At 47.4% G+C, this 16,134-nt stretch carries 13 protein-coding genes; 12 read left to right on the top strand and 1 reads right to left on the bottom strand.

The window, feature by feature from the left end; translation table 11 throughout:
- The first annotated feature begins 7 nt into the window (after positions 1 to 7).
- The 7 genes from M1E03_RS16490 to M1E03_RS16460 all read left to right on the top strand — a co-directional run bounded on the left by M1E03_RS16490 (position 8) and on the right by M1E03_RS16460 (position 7,951).
- Positions 8 to 376 (top strand): DUF5365 family protein, encoded by a 369-nt coding sequence (locus tag M1E03_RS16490; RefSeq protein WP_026579999.1) that lies wholly within the window; start codon positions 8 to 10, stop codon positions 374 to 376.
- 189 nt (positions 377 to 565) lie between these two features.
- Positions 566 to 970: a CBS domain-containing protein gene (locus M1E03_RS16485; RefSeq protein WP_373367315.1), complete on the top strand. Its 405-nt coding sequence runs from the start codon at positions 566 to 568 to the stop codon at positions 968 to 970.
- Between the two features lie 138 nt (positions 971 to 1,108).
- Positions 1,109 to 1,771, top strand: coding sequence for an HAD family hydrolase (locus tag M1E03_RS16480; RefSeq protein ID WP_023856497.1), 663 nt, complete (start codon positions 1,109 to 1,111; stop codon positions 1,769 to 1,771).
- 23 nt (positions 1,772 to 1,794) lie between these two features.
- Positions 1,795 to 3,333 carry a bifunctional GNAT family N-acetyltransferase/carbon-nitrogen hydrolase family protein gene (locus M1E03_RS16475; RefSeq protein WP_020450701.1) on the top strand — a complete coding sequence of 513 codons (1,539 nt, stop codon included), beginning with the start codon at positions 1,795 to 1,797 and terminating at the stop codon, positions 3,331 to 3,333.
- Positions 3,334 to 3,668: 335 nt separating this feature from the next.
- Entirely contained in the window at positions 3,669 to 5,297 is a 1,629-nt protein-coding gene (gene abc-f, locus M1E03_RS16470) for a ribosomal protection-like ABC-F family protein (protein ID WP_445604497.1), read from the top strand.
- A gap of 244 nt (positions 5,298 to 5,541) precedes the next feature.
- Complete coding sequence (locus tag M1E03_RS16465; protein ID WP_050821050.1) at positions 5,542 to 6,342, top strand: formate/nitrite transporter family protein; 801 nt, start codon at positions 5,542 to 5,544, stop codon at positions 6,340 to 6,342.
- A gap of 697 nt (positions 6,343 to 7,039) precedes the next feature.
- Positions 7,040 to 7,951: an AEC family transporter gene (locus M1E03_RS16460; RefSeq protein ID WP_458110809.1), complete on the top strand. Its 912-nt coding sequence runs from the start codon at positions 7,040 to 7,042 to the stop codon at positions 7,949 to 7,951.
- 65 nt (positions 7,952 to 8,016) lie between these two features.
- Here M1E03_RS16460 and M1E03_RS16455 read toward each other — a convergent pair whose 3' ends face one another.
- Positions 8,017 to 9,009 carry a quinone oxidoreductase family protein gene (locus M1E03_RS16455; RefSeq protein WP_025811830.1) on the bottom strand — a complete coding sequence of 331 codons (993 nt, stop codon included), beginning with the start codon at positions 9,007 to 9,009 and terminating at the stop codon, positions 8,017 to 8,019.
- 172 nt (positions 9,010 to 9,181) lie between these two features.
- Here M1E03_RS16455 and M1E03_RS16450 point away from each other — a divergent pair, with 172 nt between their 5' ends.
- The 5 genes from M1E03_RS16450 to M1E03_RS16430 all read left to right on the top strand — a co-directional run bounded on the left by M1E03_RS16450 (position 9,182) and on the right by M1E03_RS16430 (position 16,064).
- The gene (locus M1E03_RS16450; protein WP_458110523.1) at positions 9,182 to 9,739 is read left to right on the top strand and encodes a glycerol-3-phosphate responsive antiterminator; all 558 of its coding nucleotides are present in this window, start codon (positions 9,182 to 9,184) and stop codon (positions 9,737 to 9,739) included.
- A gap of 228 nt (positions 9,740 to 9,967) precedes the next feature.
- Positions 9,968 to 10,783 carry an MIP/aquaporin family protein gene (locus tag M1E03_RS16445; RefSeq protein WP_020450709.1) on the top strand — a complete coding sequence of 272 codons (816 nt, stop codon included), beginning with the start codon at positions 9,968 to 9,970 and terminating at the stop codon, positions 10,781 to 10,783.
- Positions 10,784 to 10,829: 46 nt separating this feature from the next.
- Positions 10,830 to 12,320, top strand: a complete 1,491-nt coding sequence (gene glpK, locus M1E03_RS16440) for a glycerol kinase GlpK (protein WP_025811824.1) — start codon at positions 10,830 to 10,832, stop codon at positions 12,318 to 12,320.
- A 146-nt stretch (positions 12,321 to 12,466) separates the two neighbouring features.
- A complete protein-coding gene (gene glpD / locus M1E03_RS16435) occupies positions 12,467 to 14,134 on the top strand; it encodes a glycerol-3-phosphate dehydrogenase (protein WP_020450711.1) in 1,668 nt (555 codons plus the stop codon).
- Between the two features lie 184 nt (positions 14,135 to 14,318).
- Positions 14,319 to 16,064 (top strand): phospho-sugar mutase, encoded by a 1,746-nt coding sequence (locus M1E03_RS16430; RefSeq protein ID WP_458110522.1) that lies wholly within the window; start codon positions 14,319 to 14,321, stop codon positions 16,062 to 16,064.
- The last annotated feature ends 70 nt before the right edge of the window (positions 16,065 to 16,134 follow it).

Raw genomic sequence — 16,134 nt, 5'->3', positions numbered from 1 at the left:
ATGAAGGGTGATCAATTTGCGAATTGTAAAGGCAGCAACTGAAGAACAAGAAATTTATATAGAAGAGCTTGTATCAGAGCTGTATCAAATATTTCCATTGTACTTGAATAAACAAAAAATAAAAGAACTTAAAAAGCAGGGCATGCTTGAATTGAAAGAGGATGAATACAAAGGAACGCTCGATGAGGCGTTTCAGATTATGACAAGCCTGCAATTGATCCATGCCTTATTAACTAAGGCGAAGCGCCGGTGGATGCTGAAAGACCGTGATTTGTTCGATAAAAACTGCCGCAAGCTGAATGACTGCGGTTTGTACTTCCCTCTGACATCCGCCGACTTTCATATCGTGAATACCGAGAATAAAATGCTGATGTAAAATCGGCTTTTGCCTGAATTGAAGAGCTTGTTCCGTTTTCGGAAAAGCTCTTCTTTTTATGAAAAGATGATATAAGAAATAAGCGGAAAACACAATGAAATGGTGCCAACTTCCTTTTTAGCATGTGCGCGACCTGTACATACTAACAATCGAAAGGGGTGCAGTCTATTGACGACAATCAGCAATGCAATGTCTAAGCAAGTGGCGACAATTTCTTCCAATCAAACGGTTCAAGAAGCGGCTGAGTTGATGAGCCGTCATAATATAGGGGCGATCCCGGTCGTAGATCAAGGCGTGTTAAAAGGAATGATCACAGACCGTGATATCACACTCAGAACGACAGCGGAAGGCCAGGATGGACAGACGCCTGTTTCAAACGTGATGACAACAAATGTTGTTTCAGGGAATCCGAACATGAGCCTTGAAGAAGCATCACAGCTGATGGCTCAAAGTCAAATCCGCCGTCTGCCGATCGTCGATAACAACCATTTAGTCGGGATTTTGGCGCTCGGGGATCTGGCGGTAAACGAAATGTCCAACGAATCTGCCGGACAGGCGCTTACGAACATCTCCACTCCGGCACGGACTCAGTAAGAACGGAAGAGCTTGCCTCTTACAGCAGGCTCTTCTTCATTTATACATACCGGTTTTTAGTGTCTTCTCTTTTCAAGGGGCGGCAAGAAGGATACAATGAATGGTGCAAACAGTCAAAAGGAGTTGGGCTAAAGCGCGATGATTAAAGCAGTGATTTTTGATTTTGACGGTCTTATTTTAGATACAGAAACGCATGAATATGAAGTGCTCCAGGAAATTTTTGAAGAACACGGCTCAGAGCTGCCTATGTCGGTTTGGGGAAATGTCATCGGCACGGCCGCCGGATTCCAGCCGTTTTCTTATCTGGAGGAACAGCTGCAAAAAAAGCTGGACCATGAGCAATTGACGAAATTGAGGCAAGAGCGTTTTACGAAAAGAATGGAAAGCGAAAAAGCGCGTCCCGGTGTGGAAGCTTATTTGTCCGCGGCGAAAGAGCTCGGTTTAAAAATCGGCTTGGCGTCAAGCTCGGATTATAAATGGGTGTCTCAGCATTTGAAACAAATCGGCCTGTACGATGATTTCGAGTGCATCAGAACGGCCGATGATGTTGAGGAAGTCAAACCGAACCCGGAACTCTATTTAAAAGCGGCGGAGTGTCTCGGTGTGAATCCTGAGGAGTGCATTGCATTTGAAGATTCTGTCAACGGATCAGTCGCCGCGAAAAGAGCCGGAATGAAATGTGTGATTGTACCGAATAAAGTAACGAAAAGCCTGCTGTTCGAGCATTATGACCACCGTTTGGAATCAATGGCGGAAATGGAGCTGGAGCAGCTGATCGAAAAAATTTCCAATCCATCATAAAGAAGGCAGAGGAGGAATGGGACGTGTCTGAAAAACTGGATCTTTCCCGCTTTGAAAAAAAGATTGTCATCCGCAATATTGAAGAAAAAGATATCGACAGCATCATCGGGCTTCAAGAGCTATGTTTTCCGGGAATGATCCCATGGAAACGGGAACATCTGGAAAGCCATTTGGAACACTTCCCGGAAGGCCAGTTTTGCGCAGAGCTTGACGGAGAAGTCATCGGTTCCTGTTCAAGCCTGTTGATCAACTTTGATGAATATGATGACAGACACACATGGCAAGATATTACAGACGACGGGTATATTACGAATCACAATCCCGACGGTTTAAACATGTACGGGATCGAGGTCATGGTTCATCCTGAATACAGACGGATGAAGATCGGCCACCGTCTCTATGAAGCGCGTAAAGATCTGGCAAGGCGCTTGAATTTAAAGAGCATTATCATCGGCGGCAGGATTCCGAACTATCATAAGTACGCTTCCGAGATGACGCCGAGGGAGTATGTCGAACAAGTCATCCACCACCAGATCTATGATCCGGTTCTTTCGTTTCAACTGTTGAACGGATTTACGATGATGAGGATCAATCCGAACTATCTCCCGGATGACAGAGCATCAAGCAAATATGCGACATTGATGGAGTGGAATAATGTCGACTACTTGCCGCAGACGAAGCGCTATTACAAATCAGCTTTTCCGGTGAGAATCTGTGTGATTCAATATGAGATGAAGCAGATTCATTCCTTCGAGGAGTTTGCCAACCAAGTCGAATACTATGCAGACGTGGCTTCAGACGCGGGAGCGGATTTTGCCGTCTATCCCGAAATCTTTACGACGCAGCTGATGTCGTTTCTTGAAGAGCGTTCACCGAGCCTGGCTGTTCAGCGGATCACCGAATATACAGAAGACTATATCAGCCTGTTCACAGATCTTGCCGTTAAATACAATGTCAACATTATCGGCGGTTCCCACTTCGTTGAAGAAGAAGGGAAGATCTACAATATCGCTTACTTGTTCAGAAGGGACGGAACTATCGAAAAGCAATATAAGCTTCATATTACCCCGAATGAACGAAAATGGTGGGGCATCAGCAGGGGGGACGAGGTGCGCGTCTTTGACACAGACTGCGGCAAAATCGCGATCCAGATCTGCTATGACATCGAGTTCCCGGAGCTCGGCAGAATCGCAACCGAAAAAGGGGCGAAGATTATTTTCACCCCTTTCTGCACGGAAGACCGCCAAGGCTATTTGCGAGTCAGATACTGCGCTCAAGCAAGAGCGGTTGAAAATCAGGTGTACACGGTTATTTCCGGTACGGTCGGCAATCTGCCGCAAACCGAAAATATGGATATCCAATATGCACAATCCGCGATTTTTGCTCCTTCAGATTTTGAATTCGCAAGGGATGGAATCGTCGGAGAATGCAATCCGAACATTGAAATGGTGGTCATCGGCGATGTCGACCTGGAAATTCTCAGAAGGCAGCGGCAGGACGGAACCGTCCGGCAGCTCAAGGACAGACGCCATGACATCTACCGGATTCATTATCAAAAATAGCAGATTCGTGTGCCGGCCGTTTTAGGCCGGCTTTTTCATGTTGACTTTTATCTTTATTTTTCATATATTGTAACTATTAAAAGGAGGTGGAAAAGATGAATCAAACTGGTAAGCGTATGACGGATATGCAAGCTCATCTGTATATTTGTCGCGCGATTTTTTCCGGGGAATGCGTATTACGGGATCAGTCTGCCCTTTTTTACACATTCAATTGGAAAAAATACCAGTGAGAGACATCTGCCCACAATCGGATTTTTGATGCTGACGGCGGGGTGTAAGCTCTGCCGTCTTTTTTTATGCTCGGTGTCTCTTTACGGAGTGCGGAGGAAAAATAGATGATGATATGCAGTTTGCAACATGTCGGGCAAACATACGGAGGACATACGATTTTCAGCGGGCTGTCATGGGACCTGCACCAAGGGGAGCGAATCGGTCTGATCGGACGAAATGGGGAAGGGAAAACGACGTTGTTGAAGCTGATCGGCGGCCAAACGAAACCTGATGAAGGCCTTGTGACTTGGAAAAAAGGATTATCAACGGGGCTCTTGGAGCAGAATCCCGCATGGGACGGCAGCCAAACGGTAAAAGAGCTGCTGTATGATGTTTTTTCGTCATTATGGGACACACAGCAGAAGCTTTCCCGGATTGAACGGCAATTGGCCGTTGAAAAGGACGAGGAAAAACTCAGTCTTCTTTTGGAAAAGTACGGGGCTTTACAAGATGAATTTCAACGGAAAGGCGGCTACGGCATCAGTGCGCAAATCGAACGGGTAGCGCACGGCTTAAATATCGAGCGGCTACTCGATGCCGAGTGGCGGGAGTTAAGCGGAGGAGAACGGACGAAAGCGGGTCTTGCCAGGCTTCTCTTGGCAGCTCCGGATCTGCTTTTGCTGGATGAACCGACAAACCATTTGGATTTGACAGCGATCGAATGGCTGACGTCTTTTTTAAAGCAGTACAAAGGCACAGCAGTCATTGTATCGCATGATCGCTATTTCCTGGATGAAGCGGTCACCTCAATTCTTGAAATCGACCAGGGAGAGCTTCACTTTTCCAAAGGCAGCTATACACATTATGCCGATGAACGGGAAGAGCGCCTCATGAGAGAATTTCATGACTATCAGGATCAGCAGAAGAAAATCAAAAAAATGAAGGAAACGATCAAGCGGCTGAAGGAATGGGCGAATCGCGCCAATCCTCCGAATGATGGCCTGCACCGGCGAGCCAAAAGCATGGAAAAAGCTTTGGAGCGCATGGAAAAGGTGAAGAAACCCGTACTGGAACGCAAAAAGATCGATTTAGCTTTCACCATGGATGAACGAAGCGGAAAAGATGTCGTCAGGCTTGAGGATGTCTGCAAAAGCTTCGGTGAGCGGTTGCTTTTTGACAATCTCAGTATGCATGTCCGTTTTCAGGAGCGCGCCGCCATCGTCGGAGAGAACGGCAGCGGCAAAACGACGCTGCTCAACATCATTAGCGGAAAGGAAACACCGGACAGCGGTGACGTGCAGCTTGGCAGCAATTTATCGGCCGCATATCTGACGCAGCATGTCGGCGAAATGGAGGAAGAGCGCACGGTTTTAGCCGAATTCCGTGAACATGTTTCTGCATCAGAAGGCGAAGCCAGAATGTTGCTTGCAAAGTTTTTGTTTTTCGGCCAATCCGTCTTTCAAAAAGTGAAAAATTTAAGCGGAGGCGAACGGATGCGGCTTCGCTTGGCCCAGCTCGTTCACCAAAACCATAATGTGCTGATCCTCGATGAGCCGACAAACCATTTGGACATCGAATCGAAGGAGATGCTTGAAGAAGCATTAAGCCAATTTCAAGGGACGATTATCGCGGTTTCGCACGACAGATACTTTCTTGACCGGCTTTTCAATGTCACCTGGTGGCTTGACGGCAGAAAACTCGTCAAGTATGAAGGGAACTATACATTCGCAAGAGAGAAGCGGCGGCAGGGTTGACACATTTTTATCACATTTGATAGGATATTGCTACAGTTATAGAAGGCAAAAGCAATGGAATGTATGCACGGACTGTATATATTCTCTTTCGATATCTTAATTCTGCTTGATTTTGTTGTATGGGTATGCATACAAGTTAGGCAGCATTCAAACGCCTGGTTGACACAGGTTATTTGAGTGCTGCCTTTTTTTATTGTCTTTCTGCCATAACTGTGAGAAAAGAAGAAATAATGGAGGTTTTAGTATGGCTTTTCGAAAACCGGATGAAATAGCGGATGCGGCAATTGAAGCAGGAATGAAAAAAATACAGCTCCCGCTGCCGTCACTGCTTGTATTGGGGTTTTTAGGCGGCGCATTTATCGCCCTTGGGTACTTGCTTGATATCAGGGTAATCGGCGACCTGCCGAAAGAATGGGGAAGCCTGTCCAGCCTGATCGGAGCTGCCGTATTTCCTGTCGGTCTGATCCTTGTGGTGCTCGCTGGCGCTGAATTGATCACAGGGAATATGATGTCCGTTGCGATGGCTTTATTTTCAAGAAAAATATCACTGAAACAATTGGCGGTTAACTGGGGAATCGTTACGATTATGAACTTAATCGGGGCACTGTTTGTTGCTTACTTTTTCGGACATTTGGTTGGATTGACTGAAACAGGCCCTTATTTAGAAAAAACGATCGCCGTTGCACAAGGAAAACTAGATATGAGCTTCGGCAAGGTTCTCATTTCCGGCATTGGCTGTAACTGGCTTGTATGTCTTGCTGTATGGCTTTCTTTCGGCGCGCAAGACGGAGCAGGGAAAATCCTTGGCATCTGGTTTCCAATTATGGCTTTTGTCGCAATCGGATTTCAGCACGTTGTCGCCAACATGTTTGTGATTCCCGCAGCCATTTTTGCAGGCTCGTTCACGTGGGGGCAGTTTATCGGAAACATCATTCCGGCTTTTATCGGCAATGTCATTGGCGGATCCGTGTTCGTCGGTCTCATTTATTTTATTGGATACTACAAGAAAGACCGCTCCAGAAAAGAAATGAAGCGGGTATCATAAACAAAGGGCAAACATACAAATGCCGTCCGTTTTTGGAAAAAGATGATGATGAAATGGGATTAGGCGGGTGTACTTCAAAGTAAGAAAAAAGCAACGGAGGCTGAACAGCATGACAATGAGACAGCAGAATGTGATACACAAGGAAAAGCTCATGGCTCATTCAGCCTGTGGAAGAATTCGTGTCCTTCCTTAACCAATGCTTATCGCACCTATTAAAATCGGAATAGACGGACATCCGCAACTCCCCGCAGGCAGTAGAGACAATGTATGTCTTCTTTTGTCTGCGGTTTTTATTTGCCCGCGGCAGAAAAAATGATGCCCTTTGAAAAGACAGTTGCATTTGCCTAAACCAGCAAGACCGAAAAGGCTGCCGGTCATATAAAAATCCTGAAACATGCCCATTGCTTGAGCACTGCCAAGATCAAAGAACCGCCAGAAAGTCATCATCCGACATGTAGGGGAGGCCCGCAAAATCGTTTGTCTGTTTCAGGGGAAACGGAATGTGAGTGAACAAGTTCTCCTTACAGCCGCATCCCAGTACATGAAGAAGATTGCCGCATACCTAGCCAAGCAGGGCCGGGTATGCGGGATCTCTTTTACTGCAAACGGGCTGGAAACACCGTTGAAAACAAACGGAATTTTCTATATGATTGATAGTATTAATGAGAAACGGTTATACATAAAAAGAAGGTGCATCATGGAGTTTGTGCTTGTTTTACTGCCGGTTTTCGGGATATTTGCGATCGGGTTCATCGGACAAAAGCTGCTTCATTTTGATATTCAGAACCTATCTAAAATGTCCCTGTATTTAATGTCTCCGTTTTTAGCGTTTGATACGTTTTATGAGAACAAGCTGACGATGGATTATATCTATATGTCTGTCTATTGTCTCGGCCTCTGTTTCATTTTGATTCTCTTTGTCTACCTCATTTCATATGTTCACGGGTATTCCAATCAGGAGCGATGCGCTCTCGTTTTATCATCCGCTTTCATGAATAACGGAAACTACGGCACTCCTGTCGTCCTGCTTGTCTACGGCACGGCCGGGCTTGATATCGCCGTTGTGCTGATGGTGCTTCAGCAGCTTGTCATGAGCACGATCGGCATATATTATGCAGCGAAAGGAAGCCCTGAAGCGGGCGGATTTAAAATTGTGATGACAAGGGTTATCCGGATGCCGGTCGCATACGGTGCCCTGCTCGGCATATGCTTTCAGCTGGGGTATATTTCGATTCCCGAACAGTTAATGACGGGAATTAAATTGGTGGGGGACGCCGCGATTCCGACGATTATGATTATTCTCGGCATGCAGCTTGCGGTGATTTCCTTTCAACATATCGAATATCGGAAAATTTCTTACTCGCTTTTGCTGAAACTATTCGTGTCTCCGCTCATTGCCTTGGGGTTTGCGCTGATTCTCCCCGTCGACGGGCTGGTTAAACAGATCATGGTGTTGGCGGCGGCCATGCCGACAGCGGCGAATACGACTTTGATGGCGGTTCAGTTTGAAACAAAGCCGGAAATCGTTTCAAGCGCGACGTTTATCAGTACAATACTCAGCATCGTCACCCTTCCGGTCGTGCTGTGGCTGCTTTCATTATGGGGCTGACCTCTTTTTTCGGTCAAAACCAAAAAACGGCGGCTGAGGACTGGCAAGCCGCCGTTCCCCAGAGGTTACCCGCCTATTTGCAAAGCGATATTTCCAAACTGCTCCCCGTCTTTCATCCGTTTAAAGGCTGCAACCGCTTCTGATAAAGGAAACACTTGATCAAGCACCGGCTTAAGGGAATGGCGTTCGATAAAATCAATCATTTGCCGAAATTCTTCGAGGCTGCCCATCGAAGTGCCGATGATGCTGATCTGCGGGAAAAAGAGCGAGCGCAGCGGAAGCTGGATGCTGTCTCCCGAGCTGGCGCCGAAATTGATGATCCTTCCGTTCGGCTTGATGACATCGAAATAATTCGCAAAAGTTGCCGGACCGATGCTGTCGAGGATTAAATCAACCCGTTCCCCGCCCAAGCTTTCTTTCCACAGACCGCGGCTTTCAATTGCGAGATCCGCCCCATAGCGGAGCGCTTCTTTTCTTTTTTCTTCGCTTCGGGAGGTTACAGTCACCCGCGCGCCTGCTGCCTTTGCCATGAGCACTGCGTTTGTGGCGACGCCTCCGCCGACTCCCGGTATTAAGATGTGTTCGCCTTTTTTTAAATGTCCTTTCGTAAATAAAGCCCTGTAAGCGGTCAGAGCGGATAAAGGCAAGACGCCTGCTTCCTCCCAGGAAAGGTGCGCCGGTTTTTTCAACACGTGCTTCGCCGGGACGATGACATGCTCTGCGAAGGTTCCGTCAGATGGGCCGCCGAGAATGTCGGGTACTTGCGGAACAGAATCCGTATATTCCCAGCCGATGCTCGGATTGATGATCACCTCTGTATGAACGGCGAGGCCCTGAACGCCTTCGCCTGTCTCTTCGATCGTGCCTGCTCCGTCGGAGCCGGGTATAAATGGGGCATCACCCGCCTCCCTGGATTGAAAGAGGAACAAGTCACGGTGGTTCAGTCCGGCCGCTTTCAGTCTGATTTTGACTTCACCCGGACCGGGCGTTTTGTCGGAAACGTCTGTATATTTCAGTCCTGAAAGGCCCTTGATTCCTTCATGGATGATCGCTTTCATAAAAAATTCCCCCATTCGAGTTGGTTGTGTTAAATTATGGACATGACTGAAGGTAAATGTAAAATGATTTGCCCGGGCACCGTGAGAGGCTTCTGTTTATAAAGGATTGCAATGAGGCGGAAATTCCATTAGTGTAATACAGAAGCAAGATAGCAAGTGAAGGAGATGGAACATGAGTTTTTACGATCAACAAATTTTACCTGCGGTACGTAATATGAAGCAGTTTGATACATTCCTGGACAGCCCGTTTTCATACGGGGTGCTGCTTGACATCCATCTTGGACAGCTGGGAGGCGTCATCAGCGCGGCAAGATCTCATGGGAAAAAAATGTTTGTTCACGTCGATCTGATCCAAGGAATTAAGCATGATGAATACGGGGCGGAATTCATTTGCCAGGAAATGAAGCCGGCGGGCATTCTCTCTACAAGATCAAGCGTTATCGCAAAAGCAAAGCAGAAGAAAGTGTATGCGATCCAGCGCATGTTTTTAATAGACACAAGCGCCATGAAGAAGAGTATTGAATTGGTGAAAAAGCACAGACCCGACTATATAGAAGTGCTTCCCGGAGTGGTGCCGGAACTGATCAAGGAAGTCAAAGAAATAACTGGCATTCCGATCTTTGCGGGCGGGTTTATCCGTACTGAAAAAGACGTCGAGCAGGCGCTTGCAGCAGGGGCATCCGCAGTCACCACCTCAGACACTGATCTATGGAAAAAATACTGGAAGTAAAAATTTAAAATGTGAAAAATTATTGACAACGCTTTCACTATACGATACGATCTTACTAAGTTAATACATTGTGACGGAGACCCGGAGACCACAGCAGTTCTTTACTCAGTATGATGTAAAGAAAGTTTGCTGTGTTTTTTTATGGTCTTATAGACACAGTGGAAAAGGTGAGCCCATGGTGTTCATCTTTAAAATAACACTTCAGAATAGATTTTAGGAGGGATAGCCTTGACAGCATTTTGGGGGGAAGTTATCGGAACGATGCTGCTCATCGTCTTTGGAGCTGGAGTTTGTGCAGGAGTTAATTTGAAAAAATCGCTGTCCCATCAATCCGGATGGATTGTGATCGTCTTCGGCTGGGGGCTTGGCGTGGCCATGGCGGTATATGCCGTCGGCGGCATCAGCGGAGCGCATTTAAATCCGGCCGTGACATTGGGGCTGGCATTTGTCGGAGATTTTCCTTGGAAAGAAGTGCCTTCCTATATTTTGGGACAGATGATCGGCGCATTTTTAGGAGCGGTGCTCGTTTTTCTTCACTACTTGCCGCACTGGAAAGAAACCGAAGATCAAGGCGCGAAGCTGGGAGTATTTTCGACAGGGCCGGCGATTCCAAATACATTTGCAAACCTGTTCAGTGAAACATTGGGGACTTTTGTTCTCGTTCTCGGACTTTTAGCGATCGGTGCAAACAAGTTTACTGACGGACTGAATCCGCTCGTTGTCGGATTTCTGATCGTGGCGATCGGGCTCTCGCTCGGCGGAACAACAGGCTATGCGATTAACCCTGCCCGCGATTTGGGGCCGAGAATCGCCCACTTTGTCCTTCCGATTGCAGGCAAAGGAAGTTCAAATTGGAAGTACGCGTGGATTCCTGTTTTAGGACCGGCGCTCGGCGGTTCATTTGCAGGCGTTTTTTACAACGCCGCATTCAAAGGGCACATCACCAACACATTTTGGATTGTAAGCGTTATACTAGTTGTGATATTGTTAGGTTTCTATATTCATATGAAAAAACAATCGGTTGATCAATCGGTCAACATTTAAAAAAAAACGCAAATCTTAACAGACATATAAGGGGGAGTTTCCAAAAATGGAAAAATACATTTTGTCTCTTGATCAAGGCACCACAAGCACAAGGGCGATTGTTTTCAACAAAGCAGGCGAAATCGTCCATATTGCGCAAAAAGAATTTCAGCAATATTTTCCAAACCCCGGCTGGGTTGAACACAATGCAAATGAAATCTGGGGCTCCGTTCTGTCGGTGATCGCTTCTGCGCTTTCAGAATCGGGAATCGAAGCCGCGCAAATTGCCGGAATCGGGATCACCAACCAGCGGGAAACGACCGTTGTTTGGGATAAACATACCGGTAAACCGGTCTACAATGCGATTGTGTGGCAGTCCCGCCAATCGGCGGAAATATGTCAGGAATTGAGAGAACAAGGCTATGAAGAAACGATCAGAGAAAAAACAGGCCTTTTAATCGATCCTTATTTTTCAGGCACGAAGGTGAAATGGATTTTGGATCATGTGGAAGGGGCACGGGAGAAAGCGGAAAACGGCGACCTTCTCTTCGGTACGATCGATTCTTGGCTGATCTGGAAAATGTCCGGCGGAAAAGCGCATGTGACAGATTATTCAAACGCCTCAAGAACACTGATGTTCAACATCTATGACCTCAAATGGGATGATGAACTTCTCGATATTCTCGGCGTACCGAAATCGATGCTTCCTGAAGTCAAGCCTTCATCGCATGTATACGCTGAAACGGTCGATTATCATTTCTTCGGCAAAAACATTCCGATTGCAGGTGCAGCCGGCGACCAGCAGGCAGCATTGTTCGGGCAGGCTTGCTTTGAAGAGGGAATGGTTAAGAACACGTATGGAACAGGCTGCTTTATGCTGATGAACACCGGCGAGAAAGCGATCAAATCAGAGCACGGCCTGCTGACGACAATCGCTTGGGGCATCGACGGAAAGGTGGAATATGCGCTGGAAGGCAGCGTCTTCGTCGCTGGTTCCGCTATTCAATGGCTCCGTGATGGGCTGAGAATGTTTAAGGACGCCAAAGAAAGTGAAAAATACGCTGTAAGAGCAGAATCTGCCGATGGTGTTTATGTGGTTCCTGCATTTGTAGGTTTAGGCACGCCTTATTGGGACAGCGATGTCCGCGGCGCTGTATTCGGACTGACCCGGGGTACGACGAAAGAGCATTTTGTTAGAGCAACGCTTGAAGCGCTTGCCTATCAAACGAAAGATGTTCTTGACGCAATGATGGAAGACTCCGGGATCTCGGTGAAAACGCTGAGAGTCGACGGCGGAGCTGTCAAAAACAACTTCCTGATGGATTTTCAGGGCGACATTTTGGATGTCCCTGTAGAACGTCCTGAAATCAATGAAACAACCGCGCTCGGTTCAGCCTATTTAGCGGGTCTTGCTGTCGGCTTCTGGAGTGATCGTTCCGAGATCAAAGACCAGTGGCAGCTTGACAAACGTTTTGAACCGAAAATGGAAGAAAAAGAGCGTGAGAGTCTGTACAGCGGGTGGAAGAAAGCTGTAAATGCAGCTAGGGCTTTTAAATAAGCCGCATGTATGTTACAATCTAATTAAGTTAATAGAAACGGTTGGAGAAGAGGAGAGACCGCAGGCACCAAAGCAGTATCAGCGCTTTGGATGTTTGTGGTCTCTTTTTCTATTTTTTTACCGTGACAACAAGGGAGGACATGAACATGGAATCATTATTTTCAAGCCGCAAACGGGACGATATTTTACAGAATATGACGAAGCAGAAGTATGACGTGTTTATTATCGGCGGAGGTATTACAGGCGCAGGGACGGCATTGGACGCCGCATCTCGCGGAATGAAAACGGCGCTTTGCGAAATGCAGGACTTTGCGGCCGGAACGTCAAGCCGCTCCACGAAACTCGTACACGGCGGACTTCGCTATTTAAAGCAATTTGAAGTGAAAATGGTAGCCGAGGTCGGCAAAGAGCGGGCGATCGTCTATGAAAACGGTCCGCACGTGACAACGCCTGAATGGATGCTGCTTCCGATGCATAAGGGAGGCACTTTCGGCAAATTCAGCACTTCAATCGGACTGCGAGTGTACGACTTTTTAGCAGGTGTCAAAAAAGCTGAGCGGAGGAGCATGCTGAATGCCGAGGAAACGCTTCAAAAAGAGCCGCTTGTGAAAAAGAACGGCCTGAAAGGCGGCGGCTATTATGTCGAATACCGGACGGATGACGCCAGGTTGACGATCGAAGTCATGAAAGAAGCGGTTAAATTCGGAGCCGAGGCCGTCAATTATGCGAAAGTAAGCGATTTTATTTATGAAAACGGCAAGGTCACCGGCGTGGTCATTGAAGACGTCTTCACGAAAAAAACGTACCGTGTCCACGCGAAAAAAATCGTGAATGCCGCGGGTCCGTGGGTTGACCGTCTACGGGAAAAAGACCATTCAAAAGAAGGCAAACACCTTCAGCATACAAAAGGCGTGCATCTTGTTTTTGATCAATCGGTCTTTCCTTTAAAACAAGCCGTTTATTTTGATACGCCCGACGGCCGCATGGTGTTCGCGATTCCGAGAGACGGAAAGGCATATGTCGGCACAACGGACACCGTCTACAACGAGGATCTGGAACATCCTCGAATGACGACTGCAGACAGGGATTATGTCATTAATGCAATCAACTATATGTTCCCTGAACTGGGAATCAAGGCCGAAGATGTCGAATCAAGCTGGGCGGGGCTCAGACCGCTGATTCATGAAGAAGGAAAAGACCCGTCCGAGATTTCCCGGAAAGATGAGATCTGGACTTCTGAATCCGGACTGATCACGATTGCCGGCGGAAAGCTGACCGGCTACAGAAAAATGGCTGAGCATATCGTCGATCTTGTCAGAGACCGATTAAAAGAAGAGGGCGGCAGAGACTTCGGTCCTTGCAGAACAAAAACGATGCCGATCTCAGGCGGCCATATCGGCGGTTCCAAAAATCTGGAGGATTTTATTCAAGTGAAAGCAGCCGAAGGGATCAAAGCTGGACTGTCCGAAGAGACGGCAAAACAGATCGCCGCACGATACGGTTCAAACGCAGACCGCCTGTTTGATCGTGTCCCATCCCTGAAAGATGAAGCAGCAGACCGCCGCATTCCTGTCCATGTACTGGCAGAAATGGATTACGGGATCGAGGAAGAAATGGCTGCCGTCCCGGCAGACTTCTTCGTCCGCAGAACGGGTGCGCTGTTCTTTGATATCAATTGGGTCCGCACTTACAAAGACAGCCTTACCGACTACATGAGCGAGAAGCTGAACTGGGATGGCGAAACGAAGGCCCGGCATGTCCAAGCATTGGAAGGACTTCTTCACGACGCTGTTGTCCCGCTGGAAAGCAGATGATGTATCGGGTCAAATGCCCTTGATGAATTTTCTTTAAAAATCAACCGAATGGCCTAATGTGAGGCTGTCTTGATCAGGCAGCCTCATTTTTTTCGTTCGGCATGCTAAATTTGGACAAAGCGGCTGTTTGTCGATATGATAAAAGAAAAGCTGCAATTACTTAGCTAGAACATTGGAGGTAATCATGAGCTGGAGAACGAGCTATGAACGCTGGAAAAACAAAGAAAACTTAGATTCCGAATTAAAATCGCTTCTTTTGGAAGCTGAAGGAAATGAAAAAGAACTAGAGGATTGCTTTTATAAAAAACTTGAGTTTGGTACAGCCGGCATGCGCGGAGAGATCGGACCCGGTCCGAATCGCATGAACGTTTATACGGTTCGCAAAGCATCGGCGGGCCTTGCCGCATACATAGGAGCGAACGGCAAAGAAGCAAAAAAGCGCGGCGTTGTGATCGCGTACGATTCCCGCCACAAGTCGCCTGAATTTGCAATGGAAGCTGCTAAAACGCTCGCGGAAAACGGCGTTCAAACGTACGTGTTTGACGAACTGCGCCCGACACCTGAACTTTCCTTTGCGGTAAGAGAACTGAATGCGTTTGCAGGTATTGTCATCACGGCGAGCCATAACCCGCCTGAATACAACGGCTATAAAGTCTACGGAGGGGACGGCGCGCAGCTTCCGCCTGCTGATGCCGACAAACTCATCGGCTATGTCAATGCGATTGAAAATGAATTGGAAATCGAAGCAGGCGATGAAGCTGCCTTAACCGAAAAAGGGTTGATCAAAATAATCGGCGAGGAAATCGATCAAGCGTATCTCGATAAACTGACATCGATTTCTGTCAATCCTGATCTGGCAAAGGAAACTGAAGTCAAAGTCATTTTCACCCCGCTGCACGGCACGGCAAATAAATCCGTGAGACGCGGCTTGAAAGCTCTCGGGTATGAGCATGTCACAGTCGTTCCGGAACAGGAGCTGCCTGATCCTGACTTTTCGACCGTGTCTTCTCCTAATCCGGAAGAGCACGCCGCTTTTGAATATGCGATCAGGCTCGGAGAAGAAAAAGGAGCCGATATTCTGATCGGAACCGATCCCGACGCGGACCGCCTCGGCGTTGCTGTAAAGGATCAAGAAGGCCGTTACGCGGTGCTGACAGGAAATCAAACCGGCGCGCTGCTTTTGCATTATCTGCTATCGCAAAAACAGCAGAAAGGCACGCTGCCTGATAACGGAGTCGTTCTAAAAACGATTGTGACGAGCGAAATGGGGCGCGACATTGCCGCTTCTTTCGGACTTGACACGATCAACACGCTGACCGGCTTTAAATTCATCGGAGAAAAAATCAAACAATTTGAAGCATCGGGCGAATATGCTTTCCAATTCGGTTATGAGGAGAGCTACGGTTACTTGATCGGCGATTTCGCAAGAGACAAGGATGCCGTCCAGGCAGCACTGCTTGCGGTTGAGGTATGCGCCTTCTATAAAAAGCAGGGAAAATCGCTGTATGATGGGCTCCTCGAATTGTATCAAACGTTCGGCTTCTATAGAGAAGGCTTGAAGTCCCTGACCTTAAAAGGAAAAGAGGGAGCGGAGCAAATCGCAGCCATCCTCAGCACATTCAGAGAACAGCCGCCTCTTTCCATCGCCGGAAAAGACGTTGTATCCGCAGAAGACTATTTGACAGGGAAGCGGACGCTGCTGAAGGAAAACAAAACAGAAACGATCGATCTTCCGACATCCAATGTTTTGAAATATTTCCTTGAAGACGGCTCATGGTTCTGCCTCCGTCCATCTGGCACAGAGCCTAAAGTGAAATTTTATTTCGCGGTCAAAGGCCCAACCAATGAAGACAGTGAAGCGCTTCTCCATCAATTGACAGATGAAGTGATGAAAAAAATCGATGATATTGTAAAAGCGACTTCAAATTGATAATCGCTGAAAACCCGCCTTGCTACACGGCGGGTTTTCAATTTTTATTGATAAGCGGCCATAAATGATG

The organism is Bacillus sp. PK6-013 (assembly GCF_054161445.1).
The sequence above is the reverse complement of the archived record's forward strand: the minus strand, read 5'-3'. Positions and strand labels throughout refer to the sequence as shown.